20 protein-coding genes are annotated in these 21660 nt (G+C 67.7%); 10 read left to right on the forward strand and 10 right to left on the reverse strand.

The window, feature by feature from the left end:
- Window positions 1-29 precede the first annotated feature (29 nt).
- Complete coding sequence (locus JNO53_RS11600; protein ID WP_203111227.1) at window positions 30-794, reverse strand: sulfite exporter TauE/SafE family protein; 765 nt, start codon at window positions 792-794, stop codon at window positions 30-32.
- Between the two features lie 264 nt (window positions 795-1058).
- On the opposite strand from JNO53_RS11600, the gene JNO53_RS11605 reads away from it, so the two are divergent.
- A complete protein-coding gene (locus JNO53_RS11605) occupies window positions 1059-1883 on the forward strand; it encodes a helix-turn-helix domain-containing protein (protein ID WP_203111230.1) in 825 nt (274 codons plus the stop codon).
- 134 nt (window positions 1884-2017) lie between these two features.
- On the opposite strand, the gene ctrA is transcribed toward JNO53_RS11605, so the two are convergent.
- From ctrA to lptB, 3 genes are all read right to left on the reverse strand, one after another.
- Complete coding sequence (ctrA, locus tag JNO53_RS11610; protein WP_203111233.1) at window positions 2018-2713, reverse strand: response regulator transcription factor CtrA; 696 nt, start codon at window positions 2711-2713, stop codon at window positions 2018-2020.
- 128 nt (window positions 2714-2841) lie between these two features.
- Window positions 2842-4302 (reverse strand): RNA polymerase factor sigma-54, encoded by a 1461-nt coding sequence (gene rpoN, locus JNO53_RS11615; protein ID WP_203111236.1) that lies wholly within the window; start codon window positions 4300-4302, stop codon window positions 2842-2844.
- 26 nt (window positions 4303-4328) lie between these two features.
- Entirely contained in the window at window positions 4329-5117 is a 789-nt protein-coding gene (lptB, locus tag JNO53_RS11620) for an LPS export ABC transporter ATP-binding protein (RefSeq protein WP_203111238.1), read from the reverse strand.
- 175 nt (window positions 5118-5292) lie between these two features.
- Here lptB and JNO53_RS11625 point away from each other — a divergent pair, with 175 nt between their 5' ends.
- Entirely contained in the window at window positions 5293-5688 is a 396-nt protein-coding gene (locus JNO53_RS11625) for a hypothetical protein (RefSeq protein WP_338015346.1), read from the forward strand.
- Window positions 5689-5755: 67 nt separating this feature from the next.
- A complete protein-coding gene (locus JNO53_RS11630) occupies window positions 5756-7099 on the forward strand; it encodes a TldD/PmbA family protein (protein ID WP_203111241.1) in 1344 nt (447 codons plus the stop codon).
- 90 nt (window positions 7100-7189) lie between these two features.
- On the opposite strand, the gene ppa is transcribed toward JNO53_RS11630, so the two are convergent.
- Entirely contained in the window at window positions 7190-7717 is a 528-nt protein-coding gene (gene ppa, locus JNO53_RS11635; RefSeq protein ID WP_203111244.1) for an inorganic diphosphatase, read from the reverse strand.
- Window positions 7718-7826: 109 nt separating this feature from the next.
- On the opposite strand from ppa, the gene hisS reads away from it, so the two are divergent.
- The 6 genes from hisS to metK all read left to right on the forward strand — a co-directional run bounded on the left by hisS (window position 7827) and on the right by metK (window position 14951).
- On the forward strand, window positions 7827-9044 hold the full coding sequence (gene hisS, locus JNO53_RS11640; RefSeq protein ID WP_203111420.1) for a histidine--tRNA ligase: 1218 nt from the start codon (window positions 7827-7829) through the stop codon (window positions 9042-9044).
- 124 nt (window positions 9045-9168) lie between these two features.
- On the forward strand, window positions 9169-10239 hold the full coding sequence (gene prfA / locus JNO53_RS11645) for a peptide chain release factor 1 (RefSeq protein WP_203111247.1): 1071 nt from the start codon (window positions 9169-9171) through the stop codon (window positions 10237-10239).
- A gap of 124 nt (window positions 10240-10363) precedes the next feature.
- Window positions 10364-11167 (forward strand): peptide chain release factor N(5)-glutamine methyltransferase, encoded by an 804-nt coding sequence (gene prmC / locus JNO53_RS11650; protein WP_238401856.1) that lies wholly within the window; start codon window positions 10364-10366, stop codon window positions 11165-11167.
- Between the two features lie 235 nt (window positions 11168-11402).
- Complete coding sequence (locus JNO53_RS11655; RefSeq protein ID WP_203111252.1) at window positions 11403-12071, forward strand: DUF4167 domain-containing protein; 669 nt, start codon at window positions 11403-11405, stop codon at window positions 12069-12071.
- A 48-nt stretch (window positions 12072-12119) separates the two neighbouring features.
- Window positions 12120-13694, forward strand: a complete 1575-nt coding sequence (lnt, locus tag JNO53_RS11660; protein WP_203111422.1) for an apolipoprotein N-acyltransferase — start codon at window positions 12120-12122, stop codon at window positions 13692-13694.
- Window positions 13695-13742: 48 nt separating this feature from the next.
- Window positions 13743-14951 carry a methionine adenosyltransferase gene (metK, locus tag JNO53_RS11665; RefSeq protein WP_203111255.1) on the forward strand — a complete coding sequence of 403 codons (1209 nt, stop codon included), beginning with the start codon at window positions 13743-13745 and terminating at the stop codon, window positions 14949-14951.
- On the opposite strand, the gene JNO53_RS11670 is transcribed toward metK, so the two are convergent.
- From JNO53_RS11670 to JNO53_RS11685, 4 genes are read right to left on the reverse strand one after another with little or no spacing between them, the layout of a single operon-like run.
- A complete protein-coding gene (locus JNO53_RS11670) occupies window positions 14932-15636 on the reverse strand; it encodes a ferritin-like domain-containing protein (RefSeq protein WP_203111258.1) in 705 nt (234 codons plus the stop codon). The two genes, metK and JNO53_RS11670, sit on opposite strands and share 20 nt — an antisense overlap.
- A gap of 41 nt (window positions 15637-15677) precedes the next feature.
- Entirely contained in the window at window positions 15678-16313 is a 636-nt protein-coding gene (locus tag JNO53_RS11675) for a CoA transferase subunit B (RefSeq protein WP_203111261.1), read from the reverse strand.
- Window positions 16314-16315: 2 nt separating this feature from the next.
- Window positions 16316-17104, reverse strand: a complete 789-nt coding sequence (locus JNO53_RS11680) for a hypothetical protein (protein WP_203111264.1) — start codon at window positions 17102-17104, stop codon at window positions 16316-16318.
- Entirely contained in the window at window positions 17101-17808 is a 708-nt protein-coding gene (locus tag JNO53_RS11685) for a CoA transferase subunit A (RefSeq protein ID WP_203111266.1), read from the reverse strand. The genes JNO53_RS11680 and JNO53_RS11685 overlap by 4 nt, the downstream gene beginning before the upstream one ends.
- Before the next feature lie 410 nt (window positions 17809-18218).
- Between JNO53_RS11685 and JNO53_RS11690 the strand changes: the two genes are divergently transcribed.
- Window positions 18219-20525: a CDC48 family AAA ATPase gene (locus tag JNO53_RS11690; RefSeq protein ID WP_203111269.1), complete on the forward strand. Its 2307-nt coding sequence runs from the start codon at window positions 18219-18221 to the stop codon at window positions 20523-20525.
- A gap of 37 nt (window positions 20526-20562) precedes the next feature.
- Here JNO53_RS11690 and JNO53_RS11695 read toward each other — a convergent pair whose 3' ends face one another.
- On the reverse strand, window positions 20563-21645 hold the full coding sequence (locus JNO53_RS11695; protein ID WP_203111273.1) for a mechanosensitive ion channel family protein: 1083 nt from the start codon (window positions 21643-21645) through the stop codon (window positions 20563-20565).
- Window positions 21646-21660 lie beyond the last annotated feature (15 nt).

Below are 21660 nucleotides of genomic sequence, written 5' to 3' on the forward strand. Positions count from 1 at the left end.
TAGCGGGGAGCGACGAGGAGGGAAAGGCGTCAGGAAAGCGCCGTGTAGATCCCGTAGGCGCTGGTCACGGTCAGCGCGGCACCGACCATGACCAGCATGAGCTTGGGGCTGAAATGCTTCGCGGCGAACGCGCCCAGCGGGGCTGCGGCGATGCCGCCGATGAGGAGGCCGAGCGTCGCCCCGGCAAGGTCGGCGATTCCGAGGTGGAAGATGAAGGTCGCCGAGATCGTCAGCGTCAGGAAGAATTCGACCGCGCTCACCGTGCCGACGACCTTGCGCGGCTCGGCGCCCTGGACGAGCAGGTTCGAGGTCACGATCGGCCCCCACCCGCCGCCGCCGGCCGCGTCGAGGAACCCGCCGATCAGCCCGAGCGGGGCGACGCGTTTCGCCTCGCGGATCTTCGGCGGGTAGAGCAGCCCGCGAGCCAGCAGGTAGAGGCCCATAGCGGCGAGATAGGCGAGCACGAAGGGCTTGATCACCGAGGCGTCGATCGAGGTCAGCAGGTAGGCGCCGGTCACCCCGCCGATCACGCCCGGGATCAGCAGGCGGAAGAACAGCCGCTTGTCGATATTGCCGTGGAGCAGGTGGCTGATGCCGCTGGTGGCGGTGGTGAAGCACTCGACCACATGGACCCGCTGCGAGGCCTGCGCGGGCGGCAGGCCGAGCACGCCGACCAGCATGGTATTGGTGATGACCCCGAAGGCCATGCCGAGCGCGCCATCGATGAGCTGCGCTGCAAAGCCGATCGCGATGAAGGGCAGAAGCCCGGTCAGATCGATCCCGAACAGTTCCATCGCGAGCGTCCTTCATATCGACGTTCTTGGTCGCGCAATTAGGGCGAACCGGGCGAACCGGCGAGCGGTAAAACGCTATGCGTCCTGAAAGAAAAGGGCTTGAAGCAGTGTCTCGCGTCAGCCTCCGAAGGGGACACGCGGCAACCTGTGGCGACGGAGCGGCATCAATTCGGATTCCGCTTCGCATTGAAAGCGGGAGACCGGTCGCTGCCTTCCAAAAAAATCGTTCTGGACCCTCGCTTGGCCGTGTGGTGAGCAAGAACCATGTCAGCTCCGCAACTTTCGCGCCGTCCGTTCGCGACTCTTACTGACAAGGAGCTGGAAATCCTGCGGCTGCTTGCGGCTGGACACACCGTCAAATCCATTGCTGCGGAGCTAGGCCGTTCGGAAAGCTCGATAAACGAGCGACTGCGCGACGCGCGGCGCAAGACGGGGGTCAGCAGCAGCCGCGAACTCGCCCGCCTGTTGGACGCCCAGAAAATCTGGACCAGGAAAATTGATCTACCGTCGCAGGGTTCCAGGACCGACACCTTCGAACAGCCCCGGACCATGGGGTTCGAATGGTCGAAAGGAACGATTGCCATGCTAGTATCATTGCCGCTCGCCGCCGCCGGACTCATCTTTGCGGCATCGACTTCGATCGATCAGACTGAACCAGCGCAAGGCGTTCAGGTCGAAGTCTCCAGCCAATCGCCGCTGTTTGGGAGCTGGTCGCTCGACACAGGTCGCATTCCCGCAGAAGAACGACCGCAGCGGGTGACCATCGATTTCAGCGTTTCGCCCGACCGGAAATGGACGACCCATGTCGAGATCGTCCATCCCGATGGCTCGATCCGCCGGGCGGAATCGACAGCGGCGCTGGACGGTGTCCCTGTGCCCGTCACCGGCAATATGCAATTCGTCGACAGCGTTTCACTGCGCCAGCCTGCGCCGGGCACACTGGTGATGTCGCTCGCGAAAGATGGCGCACCGGTATCGACCCGGGTGTACACCGTCGCGAAGGATCGGCAGTCCATGACGGAAACGATTATCTGGGCGGGAGAGGGTGTCCCGAAATTGCCGACGACCCATTTCAATCGGATCGGTTGACCGAATCATTCCTGCGCCGATTCACGTAGCCTGACCTCGATGCGCCGGGCAAAAAGGCGGGAATGGGTTCCCTTTGAACGAAAAAGGGCCGGGGCGTCGCCGCGCCGGCCCTCTTCTACCGCTATTGCAGGCGATCAGGCAGCTTCGGCCTGGCTCTCGGGATCGCGCAGCACGTAGCCGCGGCCCCAGACCGTCTCGATATAGTTCTCGCCCGCGCAGGCGTGGCTGAGCTTCTTGCGCAGCTTGCAGATGAACACGTCGATGATCTTGAGCTCGGGCTCGTCCATCCCGCCGTAAAGGTGGTTGAGGAACATTTCCTTGGTCAGCGTCGTGCCCTTGCGCAGCGAAAGCAGCTCGAGCATCGCGTATTCCTTGCCCGTCAGGTGCACGCGGGCGCCATCGACCTCGACCGTCTTCGCATCGAGATTGACCGCCAGCTTGCCCGTGCGGATGACCGACTGGCTGTGACCCTTGCTGCGGCGGACCACCGCATGGATGCGCGCGATCAGCTCTTCACGGTGGAACGGCTTGGTCACATAGTCGTCGGCGCCGAAGCCGAAGCTGCGGATCTTGCTGTCCATCTCGGAGATGCCCGACAGGATCAGCACCGGCGTCTGCACTTTGGCGACGCGCAGCTTCTTGAGCACGTCGTACCCGTGCATGTCGGGCAGGTTCAGGTCGAGCAGGATGATGTCGTAATCGTAAAGCTTGCCGAGATCCAAGCCCTCTTCGCCGAGATCGGTCGAATAGACGTTGAACCCTTCGGTCGTCAGCATGAGCTCGATGGCCTTCGCCGTAGTCGGCTCGTCCTCGATCAACAATACGCGCATGGGTACCCCCCCTTTTACCCTCGCCCGGCGCGGCCGCGCCGCTGCCCGAAGGTTCTAGCCCGATATTAACCACAAGAGGTATGAATGGAAAAGGTTAATACGTTCTAAACCAAGTGGCATCAATTGTTTCACCCGCCTGCGGCGAGCTTCTTCTGGCGCCGGCGCTGGACCGAACTGCCGATGCCCATAGCCTCGCGGTACTTGGCGACGGTGCGGCGGGCGATGTCGAACCCCTCTGCCTTCAGCAGGTCGACCAGGGTATCGTCGGAGAGGATCTTCTTCGCGTCCTCGGCATCGATCAGCGCCTTGATCCGCGCCTTGACCGCTTGCGAGCTCGCCCCTTCGCCGTCGGCGCTGCCGACGCCGCTGGTGAAGAAGTACTTGAGCTCGAACGTGCCGCGGTCGCAGTGCAGGTACTTGTTGCTGGTAACGCGGCTGACCGTGCTTTCGTGCATCTCGATCGATTCAGCCACTTCGCGCAGGGTGAGCGGCCGCAGCTCGGAGACGCCGCGGCGGAAGAAACCTTCCTGCTTCTTCACGATCTCGGCGGCGGTCTTGAGGATCGTCTTCTGGCGCTGGTCGAGCGCGCGGATCAGCCAGTTGGCATCGGCGAGCTTCTCTCCCAGCCATGACTGCGCGGCCTTGCCCGGGCAGCCCTGCCGTAATTCGAGGTAGTAGGCGCGGTTGACCACCAGGCGGGGCAGCGTGTCCTCGTTCAGAGCGATGTCCCAGCCGCCGTCCTTCGCCCGGGTGACGAGGATGTCGGGCACGACTGCGCTTTCGACGGCGCCCCCGAAGCGGAACCCGGGCTTCGGATCGTAGCCGCGCAGTTCGGCGAGCATCTCGGCGAAATCCTCGTCGTCGACGTCGCACATGCGCTTGAGCCGCGCGAACTCGCCGCGCGCGACGAGGTCGAGATTGTCGATCAGCCGCGCCATGCACGGGTCGTAGCGGTCGGCTTCCTGCGCCTGGAGCGCGAGGCATTCGCCTAAGGTCCGCGCGCCGACGCCGGTCGGGTCGAGCGACTGGACGACGGCCAGCGCCCGCTCGGCCTCGGCCAGCGGGATGCCGAGCTCGCCCGCCACCTCGCGCAAGTCGGCCGCGAGATAGCCGGCCTCGTCGAGCAGACCGATCAGATGCCGGGCGACGAAGGCCTCGCGTGCGTCGCCCGCTGCCGCGCCGACCTGCTCTTCGAGATGTTCGGCGAGCGTCGGACCACCGCTGCCGCGCTCGTCGATGCCGGGGAGGTCATCGGAAGGCGCGGAGGTGTGGGCGGCGCCCCATTCGCCGTCGCCGGTATCGCGGTCGCGATCGAGCGCCGAGGGGTCGATGTCGAGCGCGCTCTCTCCGTCGGAAGCGCCGTCCATCGCGGCGTCGGCGCCGGGCTCCTCGCCCGCCGGCTCGATCCTCTCGCCGTCCTCGCGCTGGACCTCGCCCGCCTCGAGCAGCGGGTTCGCTTCCAGCGCCTCGCCGATGAAAGTCTCGATCTCGAGGTTCGACAGCGCCAGCAGCTTGATCGCCTGCTGGAGCTGCGGCGTCATCACCAGCGACTGCGTCTGCCGGAGATCGAGGCGCGGCCCCAGCGCCATAAGTCAGCTCGCGACGTGCCGGGGGATCACAGGCTGAAGCTCTCGCCCAGATAGAGCCGGCGCACGTTCTCGTCGGCGACGAGATCTTCCGGCGTCCCGGCGAACAGCACCTGGCCGCCGTAGATGATGCAGGCGCGGTCGACGATGTCGAGCGTCTCGCGCACGTTATGGTCGGTGATCAGCACCCCGATCCCCCGCTGCTTGAGGTCGAGCACGAGGTGGCGGATGTCGCTGATGGAAAGCGGATCGATGCCCGCGAAGGGCTCGTCGAGCAGCATGATCGATGGCTTGGCCGCCAGCGCGCGGGCGATCTCGCAGCGTCGCCGCTCGCCGCCCGAGAGCGCCATCGCGGCGCTCTCGCGCAGCCTGGTCAGGCCGAATTCGTCGAGCAGCCGCTCCAGCTCCTGCGCCCGGGTCTCCTTGTCGGGCTCGACCATCTCGAGCACGCAGTTGATGTTCTGTTCGACGGTCATGCCGCGGAAGATGCTGGTTTCCTGCGGCAGATAGCCGAGGCCCAGGATCGCGCGGCGGTACATCGGCAGGCTGGTGACGTCCTCGCCGTCCATCAGGATGCGGCCCGCATCCGGCTTCACCAGCCCCATGATCGAATAGAAACAGGTCGTCTTGCCCGCCCCGTTGGGGCCGAGCAGGCCGAGTACTTCGCCCTTGCCGACGGTGAGCGAGATGTCGGTCAGCACTGCGCGCTTGTCGTAGCTCTTGGCGATCGAGATCACCTCCAGCCCGCCTTCCTGCGGCAGCGGTGCGGTGGCGTCCGCGCGCTGCGCGGTCCCGGCGATCGGCTCTGGCGTGTCCATCGATGGGCCATGTAGCATCGCAGCGCGCGCAGGAAACCCCCGCGCGCGTCCGATTGGCAGGTTTCGTGCATGACGCGCGGCGGAGCGGAGCGATGGACCGCCCGGTAATCGTGCTTGCTTGCCGGCGCCTGCTCTGGAATACTCCTCTTTCGGAAGAGGACATTGGAGAAAGCGCATGGTGAAGGCGCTTCACCGTACTGAAGACAACAAGGGCCACGGCCACATCGCCGCCGAGCATCGGGCGCGGGACTGGCGCAAGGGCATGAGCGACAACGTCGCCTACGCGCTGCTCGTCTACACCGCCCTGCAGATCTTCGTAACGGTCCATGCGATCAAGGAAGTCGGGTCCTCCATTCTGCCCTATCTCGCGCTCGTCGCGCTGGTTGCAGGCATCATTCCGGCGTGCCGCTGGTTCGAAAAGCGCTGGCGCGACCTTTCCGACGAGGAAGCGGCCGACCCCTCGCTCGCCGGGGCCTATCGCCGCGACCAGGTGCTGCTGTGGGTGCTTGCGATCTGCCTGCCCCTGGTCCTCACCGGCCTGTTCATGGGGATCGCGGCACTCGCCGCCTGAACCTCGTCTTGCGGCCGGGCCGCGCGGACCCTAGCTGGGGGCGCATGACCACTCCCGAGACCGTTCGATGATCGACGGCGAGACCGCGCTCGCCCGCTGTGCAGAGCTGATCGAGGCGGCGCGCCGCCATGGTGCCGATGCGGCCGATGCCGCCGCCCGGGCGCAATCGTCCGAAGGGGTGACCGTCCGCCTCGGCAAGCTCGAGGATGTCGAGCGGTCGGAGAGCGAGGAGATCGCGCTGCGCGTCTTCGTCGGCCAGCGCTCGGCCTCGATCGAGACGAGCGACTTCGCCCCCGCCGCGCTGAGCGACCTGGCCGAACGGGCCGTCGCCATGGCCCGCGCCGCGCCCGAAGACCCGCACGCCGGCCTCGCCCCGCAGGAGCTGCTCGACCGCGGCATGGCGCCCGCGCTCGATCTGGAGGACAGCGGCGAGCCGGGCCCGGAGGCACTGCGCGAACGCGCTCTGGCGGCGGAGGATGCCGCGCGCGCGATCGAGGGCGTGACCAACAGCGAAGGCGGGGCCGCCTCGTTCGGCCGTTCGCTCTTCGCGCTTGCGACCAGCCACGGCTTCGCGCGCGCCTACGGCGCGACGCACCACTCGCTCAGCGCGGTCGTGATCGGCGGGCAGGGCTCGGCCATGCAGCGCGACTACGCCATGCGTACCGCGCGCCATCTCGCCGACCTGCCTTCGCCCGAGGAGATCGGCCGGCTGGCGGGCGAACGGACCGTCGCCCGGCTGAATCCCGAAATACCGAAGGGCGGGCGGATGCCCGTGCTGTTCGACCCGCGCGTCGGCGCATCGCTCGTCGGGCACCTCGTCGGCGCGATGGCCGGGCCGGCGATCGCCAGCGGATCGAGCTTCCTGCTCGGCCGCGAGGGCGAGGCGATCCTGCCGGACGGAATCGAGGTGGTGGAGGATCCGCACCGGCCGCGCGGCCTGCGCTCGCGCCCGTTCGACGGCGAGGGTCTGGGATGCCTGCCGCGCAAGCTGGTCGAGCGCGGGGTGCTCGGTGGCTGGTTGCTCGACGTCGCGAGCGCGAACAAGCTCGGCCTCGCGCCCACCGGGCACGCCTCCCGCGGGAGCGGCACGCCGGGGGTTTCGACCAGCAACTTGCACATTCCGGCCGGCCCGGTCTCGCGCGCCGAACTGATGGCGGACGTGGCCGAGGGCGTGCTGATCACCGAACTGGCCGGGCAGGGCGTCAACCCTGTGACCGGGGACTACAGCCGCGGGGCTTCGGGCTATCGCATCGTGAACGGCGAGATCGCCGGGCCGATCGCGGAGTTCACGATCGCCGGCAACCTGCTCGCCATGTTCGCTGCCCTGCGCGTGGCCGACGACCTGGAGATGCACCGCGCAGTCAATGTCCCGACGCTGCGGGTGGACGGGATGACGGTGGCAGGAACCTAGCGGCACATAAGAGCGCCAGCGGAGGACCTAGGGCCGCCTGATCGCCGCTTGGCAGCCTGAGGTCCCCGCCTTCGCGGGGACTCGCCGGGATCAGCCTTTCGCGCGCTCGATCGATTCGAGGATGATCCGCTTGGCAGCGGCGGCGTCGCCCCACTGGCCGACGCGAACCCACTTCTCCTTCTCCAGATCCTTGTAGTGGGTGAAGAAGTGCTCGATCTGCTGGAAGATGATCGAGGGCAGGTCCTTGGTCTCCGCGACGTCCGAATAATAGGGGAACGTCGTGTCGATCGGCACGCAGATCAGCTTCTCGTCGCCGCCGTGCTCGTCCTCGAGGTTGAGCACGCCGATCGGCCGGGCGCGGACGACGCAGCCGGGAATGAACGGGCTGCGCGAGATCACCAGCGCGTCGAGCGGGTCGCCGTCGGGGCTCAGCGTGTGCGGCACGAAGCCGTAGTTGGCCGGATAGCGCATCGGGGTGTGCAGGATGCGGTCGACGAACAGCGCGCCGCTTTCCTTGTCGAATTCGTACTTCACCGGCTCGCCGCCGGTCGGGACTTCGATGATGACGTTCAGGCTTTCGGGCGGGTTGTCGCCCACGGGGACCATGTCGATGCGCATGCGTTCTCTCGTTCGTGTGGTCGGCCCCTCTCCCAGGACTTCACGCGGGCGCCTCTAGCGAAGGGGAGAGGATTGCGGAAGGGGGCGCATGGCCCTAATCGCGCGGACCATGTCGAAAACGCCGCAAGCTATCCGTGGAACGCAGGACATTTTCGGGCCGGAGGCCGAGGCTTTCGCGCATGTGGTCGAGACGTTCGAGCGCGTGCGCAGGCTCTACCGCTTCCGCCGGATCGAGATGCCGGTGTTCGAGAAGACCGAGGTCTTCGCCCGCTCGCTCGGCGAGACGACCGACGTGGTTTCGAAGGAAATGTATTCGTTCGACGACCGCGGCGGCGAATCGCTGACCCTGCGGCCCGAGTTCACCGCCGGGATCGCGCGCGCCTATCTGACGAACGGCTGGCGGCAATACGCGCCGCTCAAGGTCGCGACGCACGGACCGCTGTTCCGCTACGAACGGCCGCAGAAGGGCCGCTATCGGCAGTTCCACCAGCTCGACGCCGAAGTGATCGGCGCGGCCGAGCCGCAGGCCGACGTCGAGCTACTCGCCATGGCCGACCAGCTCCTGAAAGAGCTCGGCATCGCGGACGGGGTCACGCTGCAACTCAACACGCTCGGCGACGGCGACAGCCGCGAGGCCTGGCGCGCCGCGCTGGTCGACTACTTCGCCGCCCACCGCGCGGAGCTGAGCGAGGATTCGCAGGACCGGCTGGAGCGCAACCCGCTGCGCATCCTCGACAGCAAGGACCCGCGCGACCGCGCCTTCGTCGCCGATGCGCCGAAGATCGACGATTACCTGAGCGGTGAGGCGCAGGACTTCTTCGGCGCGGTCACCGCCGGGCTCGACGCCGCAGGCGTCGCGTGGACGCGCGAACCCTCGCTGGTGCGCGGCCTCGACTACTACCGCCACACCGCCTTCGAATTCGTCACCGATCGCCTCGGCGCGCAGGGGACAGTGATCGGCGGCGGACGCTACGACGGCCTGATGGAAAGTTTGGGCGGACCCGCGACGCCGGCAGTCGGCTGGGCCGCGGGGATCGAGCGGCTGGCGATGCTGGTGGGGGAGCGGGGCGACCCGGTCGCGGATGTGGTTGTGGTCGTGGAAGACGATGCGCAGATCGCCCGCGGCGTCGAGGCGGTGACCGCGCTCCGGCGCGAGGGATTCTCGGCGGAACTCGTCGCCAGCGGTTCCCCCCGCAAGCGTTTCGACAAGGCAGTGAAGATGGGCGCCGGGGCGATCGCGTCGATCTCCACCGCCGAGGGCGCCGCGAAGATCAGCGTCCGGGCGGAGGATGCACTCGCGGCGAGGATCGAGAGCCTCCTGTTGTGATGCTGATTCCTCATCGTCACCCTGAACTCGTTTCAGGGTCCATTTCGCCACCGGCACAGACGGCCGCGGAGGCTCGATGGATGCTGAAACGAGTTCAGCATGACGGGCATGGGGAACGCGTAGCATGACCATCCCCGCCGAACGTCTCGACCAGATCGCGCATCGCTTTGCCGAGCTCGAGGCGCGGCTGGCGTCGGGCACGCTCGAGGGCGAGGCGTTCGTGGCCGCGAGCCGCGACTATGCCGAGCTCGAGCCGGTCGCGCGGGCGGCAGAGGACGTGCGGACGATGCGCGGCGAGCTGGCGGAGCTGGAGAAGCTCGACGACGCCGATCCCGACATGAAGGCGCTAGCCGAAGAAGAGATCATGCGGCTGCGCAGCGCCTTGCCCGAGGCCGAGCGCGCGCTCTCCGTCGCCATGCTGCCGCGCGATGCCGCCGACGCGCGGCCGGCGATGCTCGAAATCCGCGCCGGCACCGGCGGGGACGAGGCGGCGCTGTTCGCCGCCGACCTGTTCCGCATGTACGAGCGCTTCGCGGCCGAGAACGGCTGGCGGGTCGAGACGATCTCGATGAACGCGAGCGACATCGGCGGGTTCAAGGAGATCGTCGCCAACGTCTCGGGCCAGGGCGTGTTCGCCCGGCTCAAGTTCGAAAGGGGCGTCCACCGGGTCCAGCGCGTGCCGGTGACGGAGAGCGGTGGGCGCATCCACACCTCGGCGGCGACCGTCGCCGTCCTGCCCGAGCCGAGCGAGGTCGACGTCGAGATCGACGACAAGGACCTCAAGATCGACATCTACCGCGCGAGCGGCGCCGGCGGGCAGCACGTCAACACGACCGACAGCGCCGTGCGCATCACCCACCTGCCGACCGGCCTCGTCGTGATCCAGCAGGACGAGCGCAGCCAGCACAAGAACCGCGCCAAGGCGATGCAGGTCCTGCGCACTCGGCTCTACGACTTGAAACGCGCGGAGGCGCAGGGGGCCGAGGCCGAGGCGCGCAAGGCCATGGTCGGCAGCGGCGACCGCTCCGAACGCATCCGCACGTACAACTTCCCTCAGGGCCGCGTGACCGATCACCGGATCGGCCTGACCCTGCACAAGCTCGACGAAGTTCTCGCCGGGCCGGGGCTCACCGAACTGATCGACGCCCTCACCGCCGAAGACGAGGCGAAGCGCCTCGCTGCGATGGATGGCTGAGGAGCGCACCACCCCCCGGCCCCCTCCTCTGAAGAGGAGGGGGAGAAGCGAGCGCGACGGAATAGTCCCCTCCTCTTCAGAGGAGGGGGTTGGGGGTGGTGGGGGAGCCACTGTCGCCGAAGCCTTGCGCAACGCGGCGGAGCGGCTGGCCGATACTTTCGACACCGCCCGGCTCGATGCCGAGGTGCTGATGGCGCATGCGCTCCGCGTCTCGCGGTCGGAGCTGTTGCTGCAGCATATGCGCGACGCGGCGCCCGCCGGGTTCGCGGCGCTGGTCGAGCGGCGGGCGGGGCATGAGCCGGTGGCCTATATCGTCGGCGAGCAGGAATTCTACGGCCGGCCGTTCCGCGTCACGCCCGATGTGCTGATCCCGCGCGCTGACAGCGAGGCGACGCTTGCCGCGGCGCTGGAGGGCGCGGGGGAGAGCGGCCGCGTGCTCGACCTTGGGGTGGGCTCGGGCACGCTCCTGCTGAGTTTTCTGGCGGAAAGGCCGGCTTGGGACGGTGTCGGGATCGACCGCTCCTCCGAGGCGCTTGCGGTCGCCGGGGACAATGCGTGCCGGCTGGGCCTCGAAAATCGCGCGCGCCTGCTCCGCGCCGACTGGCATGCGCCGGGCTGGCATGACGGCCTCGACACGTTCGACCGCGTGATCGCCAATCCCCCCTATGTCGAGGAAGCGGCGGACCTCGCCCCCTCGGTGCGCGCATACGAGCCGGCCGGCGCGCTTTTCGCGGGGGCGGACGGGCTCGACGACTATCGCGTGCTCATTCCCCAGTTGCGGGGCTTGTTGGCCCCAGGCGGGGCCGCGGTGCTCGAGATCGGCGCGTCGCAGGCCGACCCGGTGGCCGAAATCGCGCGGGAAGCCGGATTCTCCACCGATCTGCGGCGCGATCTCGCTGGACGGTCGCGTGCGCTGATTTTGCGCTAGGGGGGTTGGCAAAGGGCACTGCGATAGCTAACTCTACCCCAAGGGCTCCCGGTTAGCGGCGTGTTCGCCTCCCGGCTGGGCCTCGTTCCGACAATTGCAACCGACCGGGCAACCAGACCTGTAGAGGTGCAGACGGGACACCCGCGATTCGCTCGGGAGCGGACGCGGGGAGGGGTCATGCGACCGCGCGGGCAATGGTGCCGTAAGGGCGGTCCCGAATGAGGAAGAGATTTCCTTGAACAATCATCGTAATAACAATCGCCGTCGCGGCCGCGGCAATCGCCCGCAGGGCGGCGGCAACCAGTCGAACCGGATCGACAGCAGGGCCCGCGGCAACGCGCCCCAGCTGCTCGACAAGTACAAGAAGCTGGCGCAGGACGCCCAGCACAACGGCGACCGCGTGCAGGCTGAATACTACCTGCAGTTCGCCGATCACTACTTCCGCGTTCTCGCCGACAACAAGGCGCGCCAGGACGAGCAGCGCGGCAAGCGCTACGAGGAACGCGACCAGGACGAGGAAGACGAGGGCGAGGACGAAGGCGATAACCGCCGCCGTCAGCCCCGCAACGTCCGCAGCCGCCGCGAGGACGCGAACGGCCGCACGGATGCCGGCGAGCGCGAGGAAAGCGAAGCGCAGGGCGAGGAGGATTCGGAATACGAACCCGCCGAGAACCCGTTCAAGCGCACCAGCAAGCCCCGGGGCGAGGGGCGCCGGCCGCGCAAGCCGCGCAGCGAGTCGCCCACCACGGACGGCGGCGAGATCGACGCTTCGGCGCTTCCGCCTGCGATCGGCGATTCTTCGGAAGGCGAAGCGCCCAAGAAGAAGCGTGCACCGCGGGCCCGCAAGACGGCCGAGCCCGCCGAACCGGCCGGCGACGGCGAAGCGGTGCAGGCGGTCGGCTGATCGCCGCGAACGGGGAACGGTAGTCGGGGCGGCACGGGCATGAGCCGTATGGGCCGGATCGGCAATTGGTTCGCCGTGCACCCGAAGCTGTCGGTCGCCCTCTGCGGCCTGGTTGCGGCAACCGGCTTTCCGCCGCTCCAGCTCTGGCCGCTGGCGCTGCTTGCGATCGGCGGTTTTGCCATGCTTGCGCTGGCGGCGCCGACCTGGCGCGCGGCCCTGCTGCGCGGCTGGATTTTCGGCCTCGCGCACTTCACCCTCGCGAACAACTGGATCGCGACGGCCTTCACCTACCAGTCCGAAATGCCCGCCTGGCTCGGCTGGTTCGCCGTGCCGCTGGTCTCGCTGTACCTCGCGGTCTATCCGGCGATCGCGGGGCTGTTCGCCTGGTGGCTCGGCCGCCGGCTGAGCGCCGGCGCCGCGGCCTGCCTGTTTGCGGGGGGCTGGACGGTATCCGAATGGCTGCGGAGCTGGGTCTTCACCGGCTACGCCTGGGACCCGCTGGGGCTGATCTTTCTCGGCCCGTTCGACCGTCCGGGACTCGCCGCACTGCTGCCATGGATGGGGACTTACGCGCTCTCGGGCCTTGCCGCGCTGGTCGGCTTCCTCCTCATCGTGCTGCTGCGCGAGCGGCGCTGGGTGCCGTTCGGGCTCGCCGCGGCGCTGCTCGTCGCCGGCATGTACTGGCCTGCGCCACCGCCCGAGCAGGGCACGCTGCGCTACACGCTGATCCAGCCCGACATTCGCCAGCAGGACCTCGACAACCCCGCCAAGTTCGAGGAGCAGTTTGCGCGCATCGCCAGGCTCACCGCGCCCCGGGCGTCGGGACAGGAAGGTGAGCGGCGCCTGGTCCTGTGGCCCGAGTCGGGTGTGCCCGACTACCTGCGCGACGGTTATCCGCAGCGCTACTACGACCAGATGACCGCCGCGGGCGATCCTGCTTATGCCCGCTGGCGGATCGGCCGGGTGATCGGTGAGGGCAGTGTGCTGCTGACCGGCGCGGTCGATCTCGAGATCGTGGACGGCCGCGCCGCCGGCGCCCGCAACGCGGTCACCGCGATCGATGCCGAGGGGCAGATCGTCGGCGGCTACGACAAGGCGCATCTCGTGCCGTTCGGCGAATACCTGGCGCTGCGCTGGCTGCTCGAACCGCTCGGCGCGACGCGGCTCGTGGCAGGGACGATCGACTTCTGGCCCGGCCCGGGGCCGCGCACGCTCGACCTCGGCGAATGGGGCCGGGCTGGCATCCAGATCTGCTACGAGATCGTCTTCTCCGGCCAGGTCGCCGACCGCAGCGATCGGCCCGATTACATCTTCAATCCCTCGAACGACGGCTGGTTCGGTGCCTGGGGTCCTCCGCAGCATCTCGCGCAGGCCCGCATGCGCGCGATCGAGGAAGGGCTGCCGGTCCTGCGCTCTACCACCACCGGGATCAGCGCGGTGATCGACGCGCGCGGCGTGGTCCGCCAGCACATCGGCATGCACCGCGCCGACCGGATCGACGGGCTGATCCCGCCGGCCCACGCGCCGACCTGGTTCGCCCGGCTCGGCAACTGGCTCCCGCTCGGCTGGGCCGTGCTGCTGATCGCCGGATCGCTGGTTGCCACGCGGCTGCGACGCGGCTAGGACGCTGCTTAGGACATAAAGTTATCTTTATATCGGATAATTTCGCCCATGCGCAGCACTTACCTCTTCACTTCCGAAAGCGTTTCCGAGGGACATCCCGACAAGGTTTCGGACCAGATCTCCGACGCGATCGTCGACCTGCTCCTGGCGAAGGATCCGGAAGCGCGCGTCGCGTGCGAGACGCTGACGACGACGCAGCGCGTGGTGCTGGCGGGTGAGCTCCGCTGCAAGGGCGTCTACGAGAACGGCCAGTGGATCGACGGTGCGCTGGAGGAGATCGAGGCCGCCGTGCGCAAGACGGTGCGCGAGATCGGCTACGAGCAGGACGGCTTCCACTGGCAGACGCTGACCTTCGACAACTATCTGCACGGGCAGAGCGCGCATATCGCGCAGGGCGTGGACGCCAGCGGCAACAAGGATGAAGGCGCGGGCGACCAGGGCATCATGTTCGGCTTCGCCTGCGACGAGACGCCCGATCTGATGCCGGCGGCGATCGACTACAGCCACAAGATCCTCCAGCGTCTGGCGGAGGACCGCAAGAGCGGCGCAGCGCCGTTCCTGGAGCCCGACGCCAAGAGCCAGGTCACGCTGCGCTACCGCGACGGCAAGCCGGTCGCCGCGACGGCAATCGTGGTCTCGACCCAGCATGCCGAAGGGTACGACGAGGGCGAGAAGGAAGCCGAGCTCAAGACCTATGTGAAGAAGGTCGTCGGCGAGATCCTTCCCGAAGGTTTCCTGTCGGACGAGACCAAGTGGCACATCAACCCGACCGGTACGTTCGTGATCGGCGGGCCCGATGGCGACGCGGGCCTTACCGGCCGCAAGATCATCGTCGACACCTACGGCGGTGCGGCCCCGCACGGCGGCGGCGCGTTCAGCGGCAAGGACCCGACCAAGGTCGATCGCTCGGCCGCCTATATCAGCCGCTATCTGGCCAAGAACATCGTCGCGGCGGGCCTCGCGCGGCGCTGCACGATCCAGCTCGCCTATGCCATCGGCGTGTCCGAACCGCTTTCGCTCTATGTCGATACCCACGGCACGGGCACGGTCGCGGACGACCGCATCGAGGACGCGATCCGCTCCATCGCCAAGCTCGGCGGGCTGACCCCGCGCGGCATTCGCGTGCACCTCGGCCTCAACAAACCGATCTACCGCAAGAGTGCCGCCTACGGCCACTTCGGCCGCGCCGCCGAGGGCGACCATTTCCCGTGGGAACGCACCGATCTGGTGGACGACCTCAAAGCGGCGCTGGCGTAGCCCCGCCGCCGGCCGGACCGTGCTCGGCGGCATCGGGCCAGGCAGAGAGGCGCGGGCGGTTGCGGTCGACAAAGATGGCCGGCAATTTCACCAACATCAGCGACTTGTGGATCCAGTAGTCGGCCCATAGTTCGCGCCAGCGCGGCTTCGGGCGGCGGCCGTTGGCGCGCAGCCAGCGATCGTAGGGCATCCAGTGATCGGGTTCGTCCTTCTCGACCACCTGGAAAATGCGTGTCAGCGCCCTGTCTGAGCGGATGTGCACGTTTTCGAGCAGGATCTCGACCTGCCGCATGCCGCGCCGCTCGGTAATCATGATGACCCGGCACAGCTTTTCGAACTGACCGCCGTCCATGACGATCTGCGCCGTATCGAGTTCGTCGATGGTGCAGCCGAACACCGTCTCGATGAAGTGGTCGATATGGCCGCAAGTACGATCGACCTCGAGCGGCATCGTGCCGCGCAGCTCGAACCACCGCTTGAACATGCGATAGTGCTTTTCCTCGTCCGAGCGGTGCTTTTCGACGTCGGCGATGAATTCGGCGTCGTCGGGGCAGCGTGCGCGCACCGCCTCGAGCACGCGATCGAGCGAGGTGTAGCCGCGATGCTCGTTGTAAATGTAGATCGACGCGAGAACGTCGAGGAAACGAGCACGGAAGGCCGACGCCAGGAAGTGCCCCGGATACATAGCGGCCCGATTGTCTCACATCGGGCCGCATGTGGGAAGCGTCAGGAGAGGTAGTGCGCGGTCGTCTTTTCGGCGACTTCCTCCCCGCTGACGCCGGGCGCCAGTTCGATCAGCTTGAACGGGCTGTCGTGGTCGGGTCGCTGGAACACGGCGAGGTCGGTCACGATCATGTCGACCACGTTGGTCCCGGTCAGCGGCAGGGTGCACTGCGGGATGAACTTGGGACTGCCGTCCTTGGCGGTGTGCTCCATCACCACGATGATCTTCTTCACGCCGGCGACGAGGTCCATCGCGCCACCCATGCCCTTGATCATCTTGCCCGGGATCATCCAGTTGGCGATGTCGCCGTTCTCGGCCACTTCCATCGCGCCGAGCACGGTCAGGTCGATATGCCCGCCGCGGATCATACCGAAGCTCGTCGCGCTGTCGAAATAGGCGCTGTGCGGCAGTTCGCTGATCGTCTGCTTGCCGGCGTTGATCAGGTCGGGGTCGATTTCGTCCTCGTAAGGGAAGGGGCCGATGCCGAGCATGCCGTTCTCGCTCTGCAGCGTGACGTGCATGCCGGCCGGGATATGGTTCGCCACCAGCGTCGGAATGCCGATGCCGAGGTTCACGTAGTATCCGTCTTGCAGCTCCTGCGCCGCGCGCGCGGCCATCTGGTTGCGGTCCCAGGGCATGGTCAGCCTTCCTTGGTGCTTAGAAGTGTGGGGGCGAGGAACCAGCCGCTGCCGATCAGCGCCTCGAGTTCGGAGGCGGCAGCGGGGTCCTTGAGGTAATCGTAGAGCTCGTCGAAATCGCTTCGCTCGTCGCCGAGAATGGCGACGAGGCAGTGGGTCTGCGCCAGCTCCTTGCGGCGGAGCTGCTTGCGGTCCTCGGCGCGGCGCATGAGCAGTATGCCGTCGTCGGTCGTGGGATCGAGTCCCGTAGCGGTCAGGCGCTTGCGCAGCGTGCCGGCCTCCGCGGCCGAGGCGTCGCTGATCCAGAAGACGAACACGCCTTCCAGCCGGAGCGCGTGCAGCCCCCGGGCGAGCGCCGGATCGGGTGGAAGCGCGGCGAAATCGCGCGCGCCGGATGCAGGGTCGAGGTCGACCAGAACCGCGGAGGGACGGACCGAGCATTCCGTGGTCTCGGGCTGCAGCAAACCGGGCGCCGCGAGGATCGCCGAATGGCGCGGCGCGGCGACGGGATCGAGCGACGCCTGTTCGCGCGCATAGGCGAAGAAGGCCTCGTATGCGCCGGGCGGCGCGAGGGTAGGCGTGAAGGGCTCGCCCTCGGTCGCGATTGCGCCGGAGTCCCTCCCGGTTCTCTCATCGCCGGCCTCGTCGGAGTCCGGTTCGTCGCCTCCCAGCGCTTCGTTCCGGAGAACGACACCGCCGGCGGCGAGCGGAATCGCGGCCGCAACGCAGCCGCCCAGCATCATGGCGAGCGCCGATGCCGCGAGGGCGGCCTTGAGCCGCCGCACGGTCATGCAGCCTCGCGCTCCCGCACGGTGCGGAACTCGATCTTCTTGTCGTAGGGCGCGCCCACGATCATCCGCTGGACGAAGACGCCCGGCAGATGGATGCAGTCGGGATCGAGGCTGCCTGCGGGCACCACTTCCTCCACTTCGACCACGCAGACCTTGCCACACGTCGCCGCGGGGAGGTTGAAGTTGCGCGCCGTCTTGCGGAACACGAGGTTGCCGGTCTCATCGGCCTTCCACGCCTTGACGATCGACAGGTCGGCGAAGATGCCGCGTTCGAGGATATAGTCCTCTCCGTCGAAGGTCTTCACTTCCTTCCCCTCGGCGACTTTCGTGCCGACGCCGGTCCGGGTGTAGAAGCCCGGAATGCCCGCGCCGCCGGCGCGCATGCGCTCGGCCAGGGTGCCCTGCGGGCAGAACTCGACCTCGAGCTCGCCGGCGAGGAACTGGCGTTCGAATTCCTTGTTCTCGCCCACGTAGGAGGAGATCATCTTCTTGACCTGCCGCGTGCGCAGCAGCTTGCCGATCCCCTCGTTGTCGATCCCGGCATTGTTGCTGCAGAAGGTCAGTCCCTTGACCCCGCTGTCGCGGATGGCGTCGATCAGGCGTTCGGGGATGCCGCAGAGGCCGAAGCCTCCCGCGGCGATGAGCATGTCGTCCTTCAGCACCCCTTCCAGGGCGGTGGCGGCATCGGGATAGAGCTTGTTCATCAGGCCTCCATATCGTGCAAAGCTGTTAGGCATAGCGCGATCTGCTGTCACCCCCGGTTACGCTGCACATGCGATTCGTGCCCGTCGGTGCGGCGCCGGTTCGTGACGGGATCATGACAGGAATGGAATGAAATCGAACAACTTAGCACGCTCCGTTGCATATTTTGCATCGTGAAATGAGCTTTTCGCACTTGCACAAAAGCGTGCTGCAGCGCACATAGGGCGGGCCTTTACAGGCATCCTCTCCCAAGACTTTCAAGGCCCGGTCCTCGCGACCGGGCCTTTTTTCTTGGGCCGCGCCGATGCCCCGTTCGGCAACCGATGACCTCCTCGTTCATTTGACTCGCAGTGATCCGTCCCTAGCTAGGAGCGGGTAACCCCTCATTGGACTAGAAGGGAGAAGTGGACGGATGGCCGATCTCGACGCGGCGGTAGAAGACAAGGCAGTCCGGCTCCAGGTCGCGGCGGCTCGGCAGGAGGAAAGCGGGCGGGGAATCGCCCGCTTGCCCCGTTCCGCATTCCAGGCGCTCGGCATCACCGAAGGCGACGTGGTGGAAATCCACGGCAAGCGCACGACCGCGGCCGTCGCCATGGCGGCCTACGACGAGGACCAGTCGCTCGACGTGGTCCGGCTCGACGGCCTGCAGCGCAACAACGCCGAGTGCGGATCGGGCGAGCACGTGCGCGTGGCAGCGGCCGAATCGCGCCCGGCCTCGCGCGTGATCTTCGCCCCGGCCAGCCGCGAGATGCGCCTGCAGGGGCCGACCCAGGCGCTGAAGCGCAACTTCTTCAGAAGGCCGCTGGTCGCCGGCGATCTCGTCGCCACGACCGGTCAGCAGCCGGTACAGAACATGCCCGCCGAAGTGCAGCGCATGTTCAACGCCCCGGCCTATGCGCTCACGCAGATCCGCCTGACGGTCGTCTCGACCGCGCCCAAGGGCATCGTCCATATCGACGAGAACACCGAGGTCGAGCTGCGCGCCGAGTTCGAGGAAGCGCCGACCGGGCGTGCGGTGGTCAACTACGACGACGTCGGCGGCATGGACGACACGATCCAGCAGCTCCGCGAGATGGTCGAGTTGCCGCTCCGCTACCCCGAGCTTTTCACCCGCCTCGGCGTCGACCCGCCCAAGGGCGTGCTCCTCCACGGCCCGCCGGGCACCGGCAAGACGCGGCTGGCGCAGGCGGTCGCGAACGAGAGCGACGCGCAGTTCTTCATCATCAACGGGCCCGAGATCATGGGCTCCGGCTATGGCGAGAGCGAGAAGCGCCTGCGCGAGGTGTTCGAGGAAGCGACCAAGCACGCGCCGGCGATCGTCTTCATCGACGAGATCGATTCGATCGCGCCCAAGCGCGCGCAAGTCGCGGGCGAGGCGGAGAAGCGCCTGGTCGCGCAGCTCCTGACGCTGATGGACGGGCTGGAGGCGCGCTCCAACCTCGTCGTGATCGCCGCCACCAACCGGCCCGATGCGATCGACGAGGCGCTGCGCCGACCGGGCCGTTTCGACCGCGAGATCGTGATCGGCGTGCCCGACGAGAAAGGGCGCCGCGAGATTCTCTCGATCCACACCCGCGGCATGCCGCTGGGCGACAAGGTCGATCTCGACGAGCTGGCCCGGGTCACGCACGGTTTCGTCGGCGCCGACATCGCGGCGCTCGCGCGCGAGGCGGCGATCGACGCGGTCCGGCGGATCATGCCCCGGCTCAACCTCGACGAACGGACGATCCCGGCCGAGGTGCTCGACGATCTGTCGGTGACGCGGGAGGATTTCCTGTCCGCGCTCAAGCGCGTGCAGCCGTCCGCCATGCGCGAGGTGATGGTCCAGGTCCCCCGGGTCGGCTGGGACGACATCGGCGGCGTCGACGACGCGATCGACATGCTGAAGGAAGGGGTCGAACTGCCGCTCAGGAATCCCGACGCCTTCCGCCGCCTGGGCATCCGTCCGGCCAAGGGCTTCCTGCTCTACGGCCCGCCGGGGACCGGCAAGACCCTGCTGGCCAAGGCAGTCGCCAAGGAAGCGGAAGCGAACTTCATCTCGATGAAGAGCTCCGATCTCCTCTCCAAGTGGTACGGCGAGAGCGAGCAGCAGATCGCGCGCATGTTCCAGCGGGCGCGGTCGGTCGCGCCCTGCGTGATCTTCATCGACGAGATCGACAGCCTCGTGCCCGCGCGCGGCTCGGGGCAGGGCGAGCCGCAGGTCACCGGGCGCGTGGTCAACACGATCCTGGCCGAGATGGACGGGCTGGAGGAACTGCAGTCGGTCGTCGTGATCGGCGCGACCAACCGGCCCACGCTGGTCGACCCCGCGCTGCTGCGGCCCGGGCGGTTCGACGAGCTCGTCTATGTCGGCACGCCCGATCAGAAGGGGCGCGCTCAGATCCTCGGCATCCACACCGCCAGCATGCCGCTCGCCGGCGACGTCGATCTGGCCGCGATCGCGGCCCAGACCGACCGCTTCACCGGTGCCGATCTGGAAGACGTCGTGCGCCGCGCCGGACTCAACGCGCTGCGGCGCGTGGGGGGCGAGGTCGAACAGGTCACGGCGGCCGATTTCGCCGAGGCGCTCGGCGATTCGCGCGCGACGGTCACGCAGGCGATGGAAGAAGAATACCGCAAGATGCGCGGCGAGCTGAAGAAGCGCGCGGCCGAGGCCATGCCGATCGGCTTCATCAGCGAAGGCATGGTCGAATCGACGCGCGAGAAGAAGCACGGCTGAATGGGCGCCCCTCCTCGGAAGAGGAGGGGCCGACCCCTCAGTCGTTCGCCTTTACTGCCGCGTTCGCATCGTCGACACCCAGGCGGTGGCGGATCAACGCGTCGGGCATGTTCACCCGCAGCCATTGCAGCATGTGCTCGCGCACCGCGCAGCGTAGCGTCCACAGGTCGCTGATCGTCGCCGCGCTCACCGCGATGCGCAGCTCCACGCTTTCGGGGTAGGCCTCGGTCATCAGCAGCTCGGCCGTGCGTCGGTCCCATTCCGCGCGCGTGGCGACGAAGCGTTCGAACTCTGCCCGGATCGGCGCGATGTCCGCTGCCGGGTCGAGGTGGAGGAAGACCGGTCCGGTGAGCCGCTCGCTCTCGCGCGACCAGTTCTCGAAGCTCTTCTCGAGGAAGGCGCTGGTCGGCACGATGATCGCGCGTTCGTCCCACGTGCGCACGATCACGAAGCTCATGCGGATTTCCTCGACCCGGCCGGAGAAACCCTCGATCACCACCAGGTCGCCGATCCGCAGCGGCTCGGTCAGCGCCATCTGCAGGCCTGCGATGAGCGACTTGAGCGCGGGCTGCGCCGCCGCACCGACCGCCAGCGCGGCGAGCCCGGCCGAGGCCATCAGCGTCACCCCGACGTCGCGCACGCCGGGGATCGCCAGCAGCATCATCGCCACCGTCAGCAGGACGATGAGGAACGCCGCGGTGCGCGAGAGGATCGCGACCCGCGTGCGGCGGCTGCGGGCCGTGATCGGGTCGGCGGAAAGCTCGCTGCGCATCTGCAGCGCGGCGGCGAAGGCGCGCACCAGCGCGAGCGCGACCCAGCCGACGAGCGCGGGAACGACGAACGGCGCCATCCAGCGCCAGACGGCCTGGATATTGGGGTTCGTCTGCGCCACCGCCGCGATCGCAATCGCGACGACCGACCAGCGGATCGGCCGCGCGAGCCGGGCGAAGAGGAGCTCGTCGACCTCCGATTGCGAGCTGCGGGCGAGGCGGAGCAGCAGTCCGAAGACCAGGCGATGGATCACGAAGGCGACTGCGATCGCGACCCCGACGGCGATGGCGGCCACCGCCACTTCGCCCCAGGCGATGGTCCAGTTCCGCGGATCGTAGCGCTCGAGCATCAGCCACGAGCTACG

The organism is Altererythrobacter sp. C41 (assembly GCF_016803135.1).
Classification (GTDB): Bacteria; Pseudomonadota; Alphaproteobacteria; order Sphingomonadales; family Sphingomonadaceae; genus Pelagerythrobacter.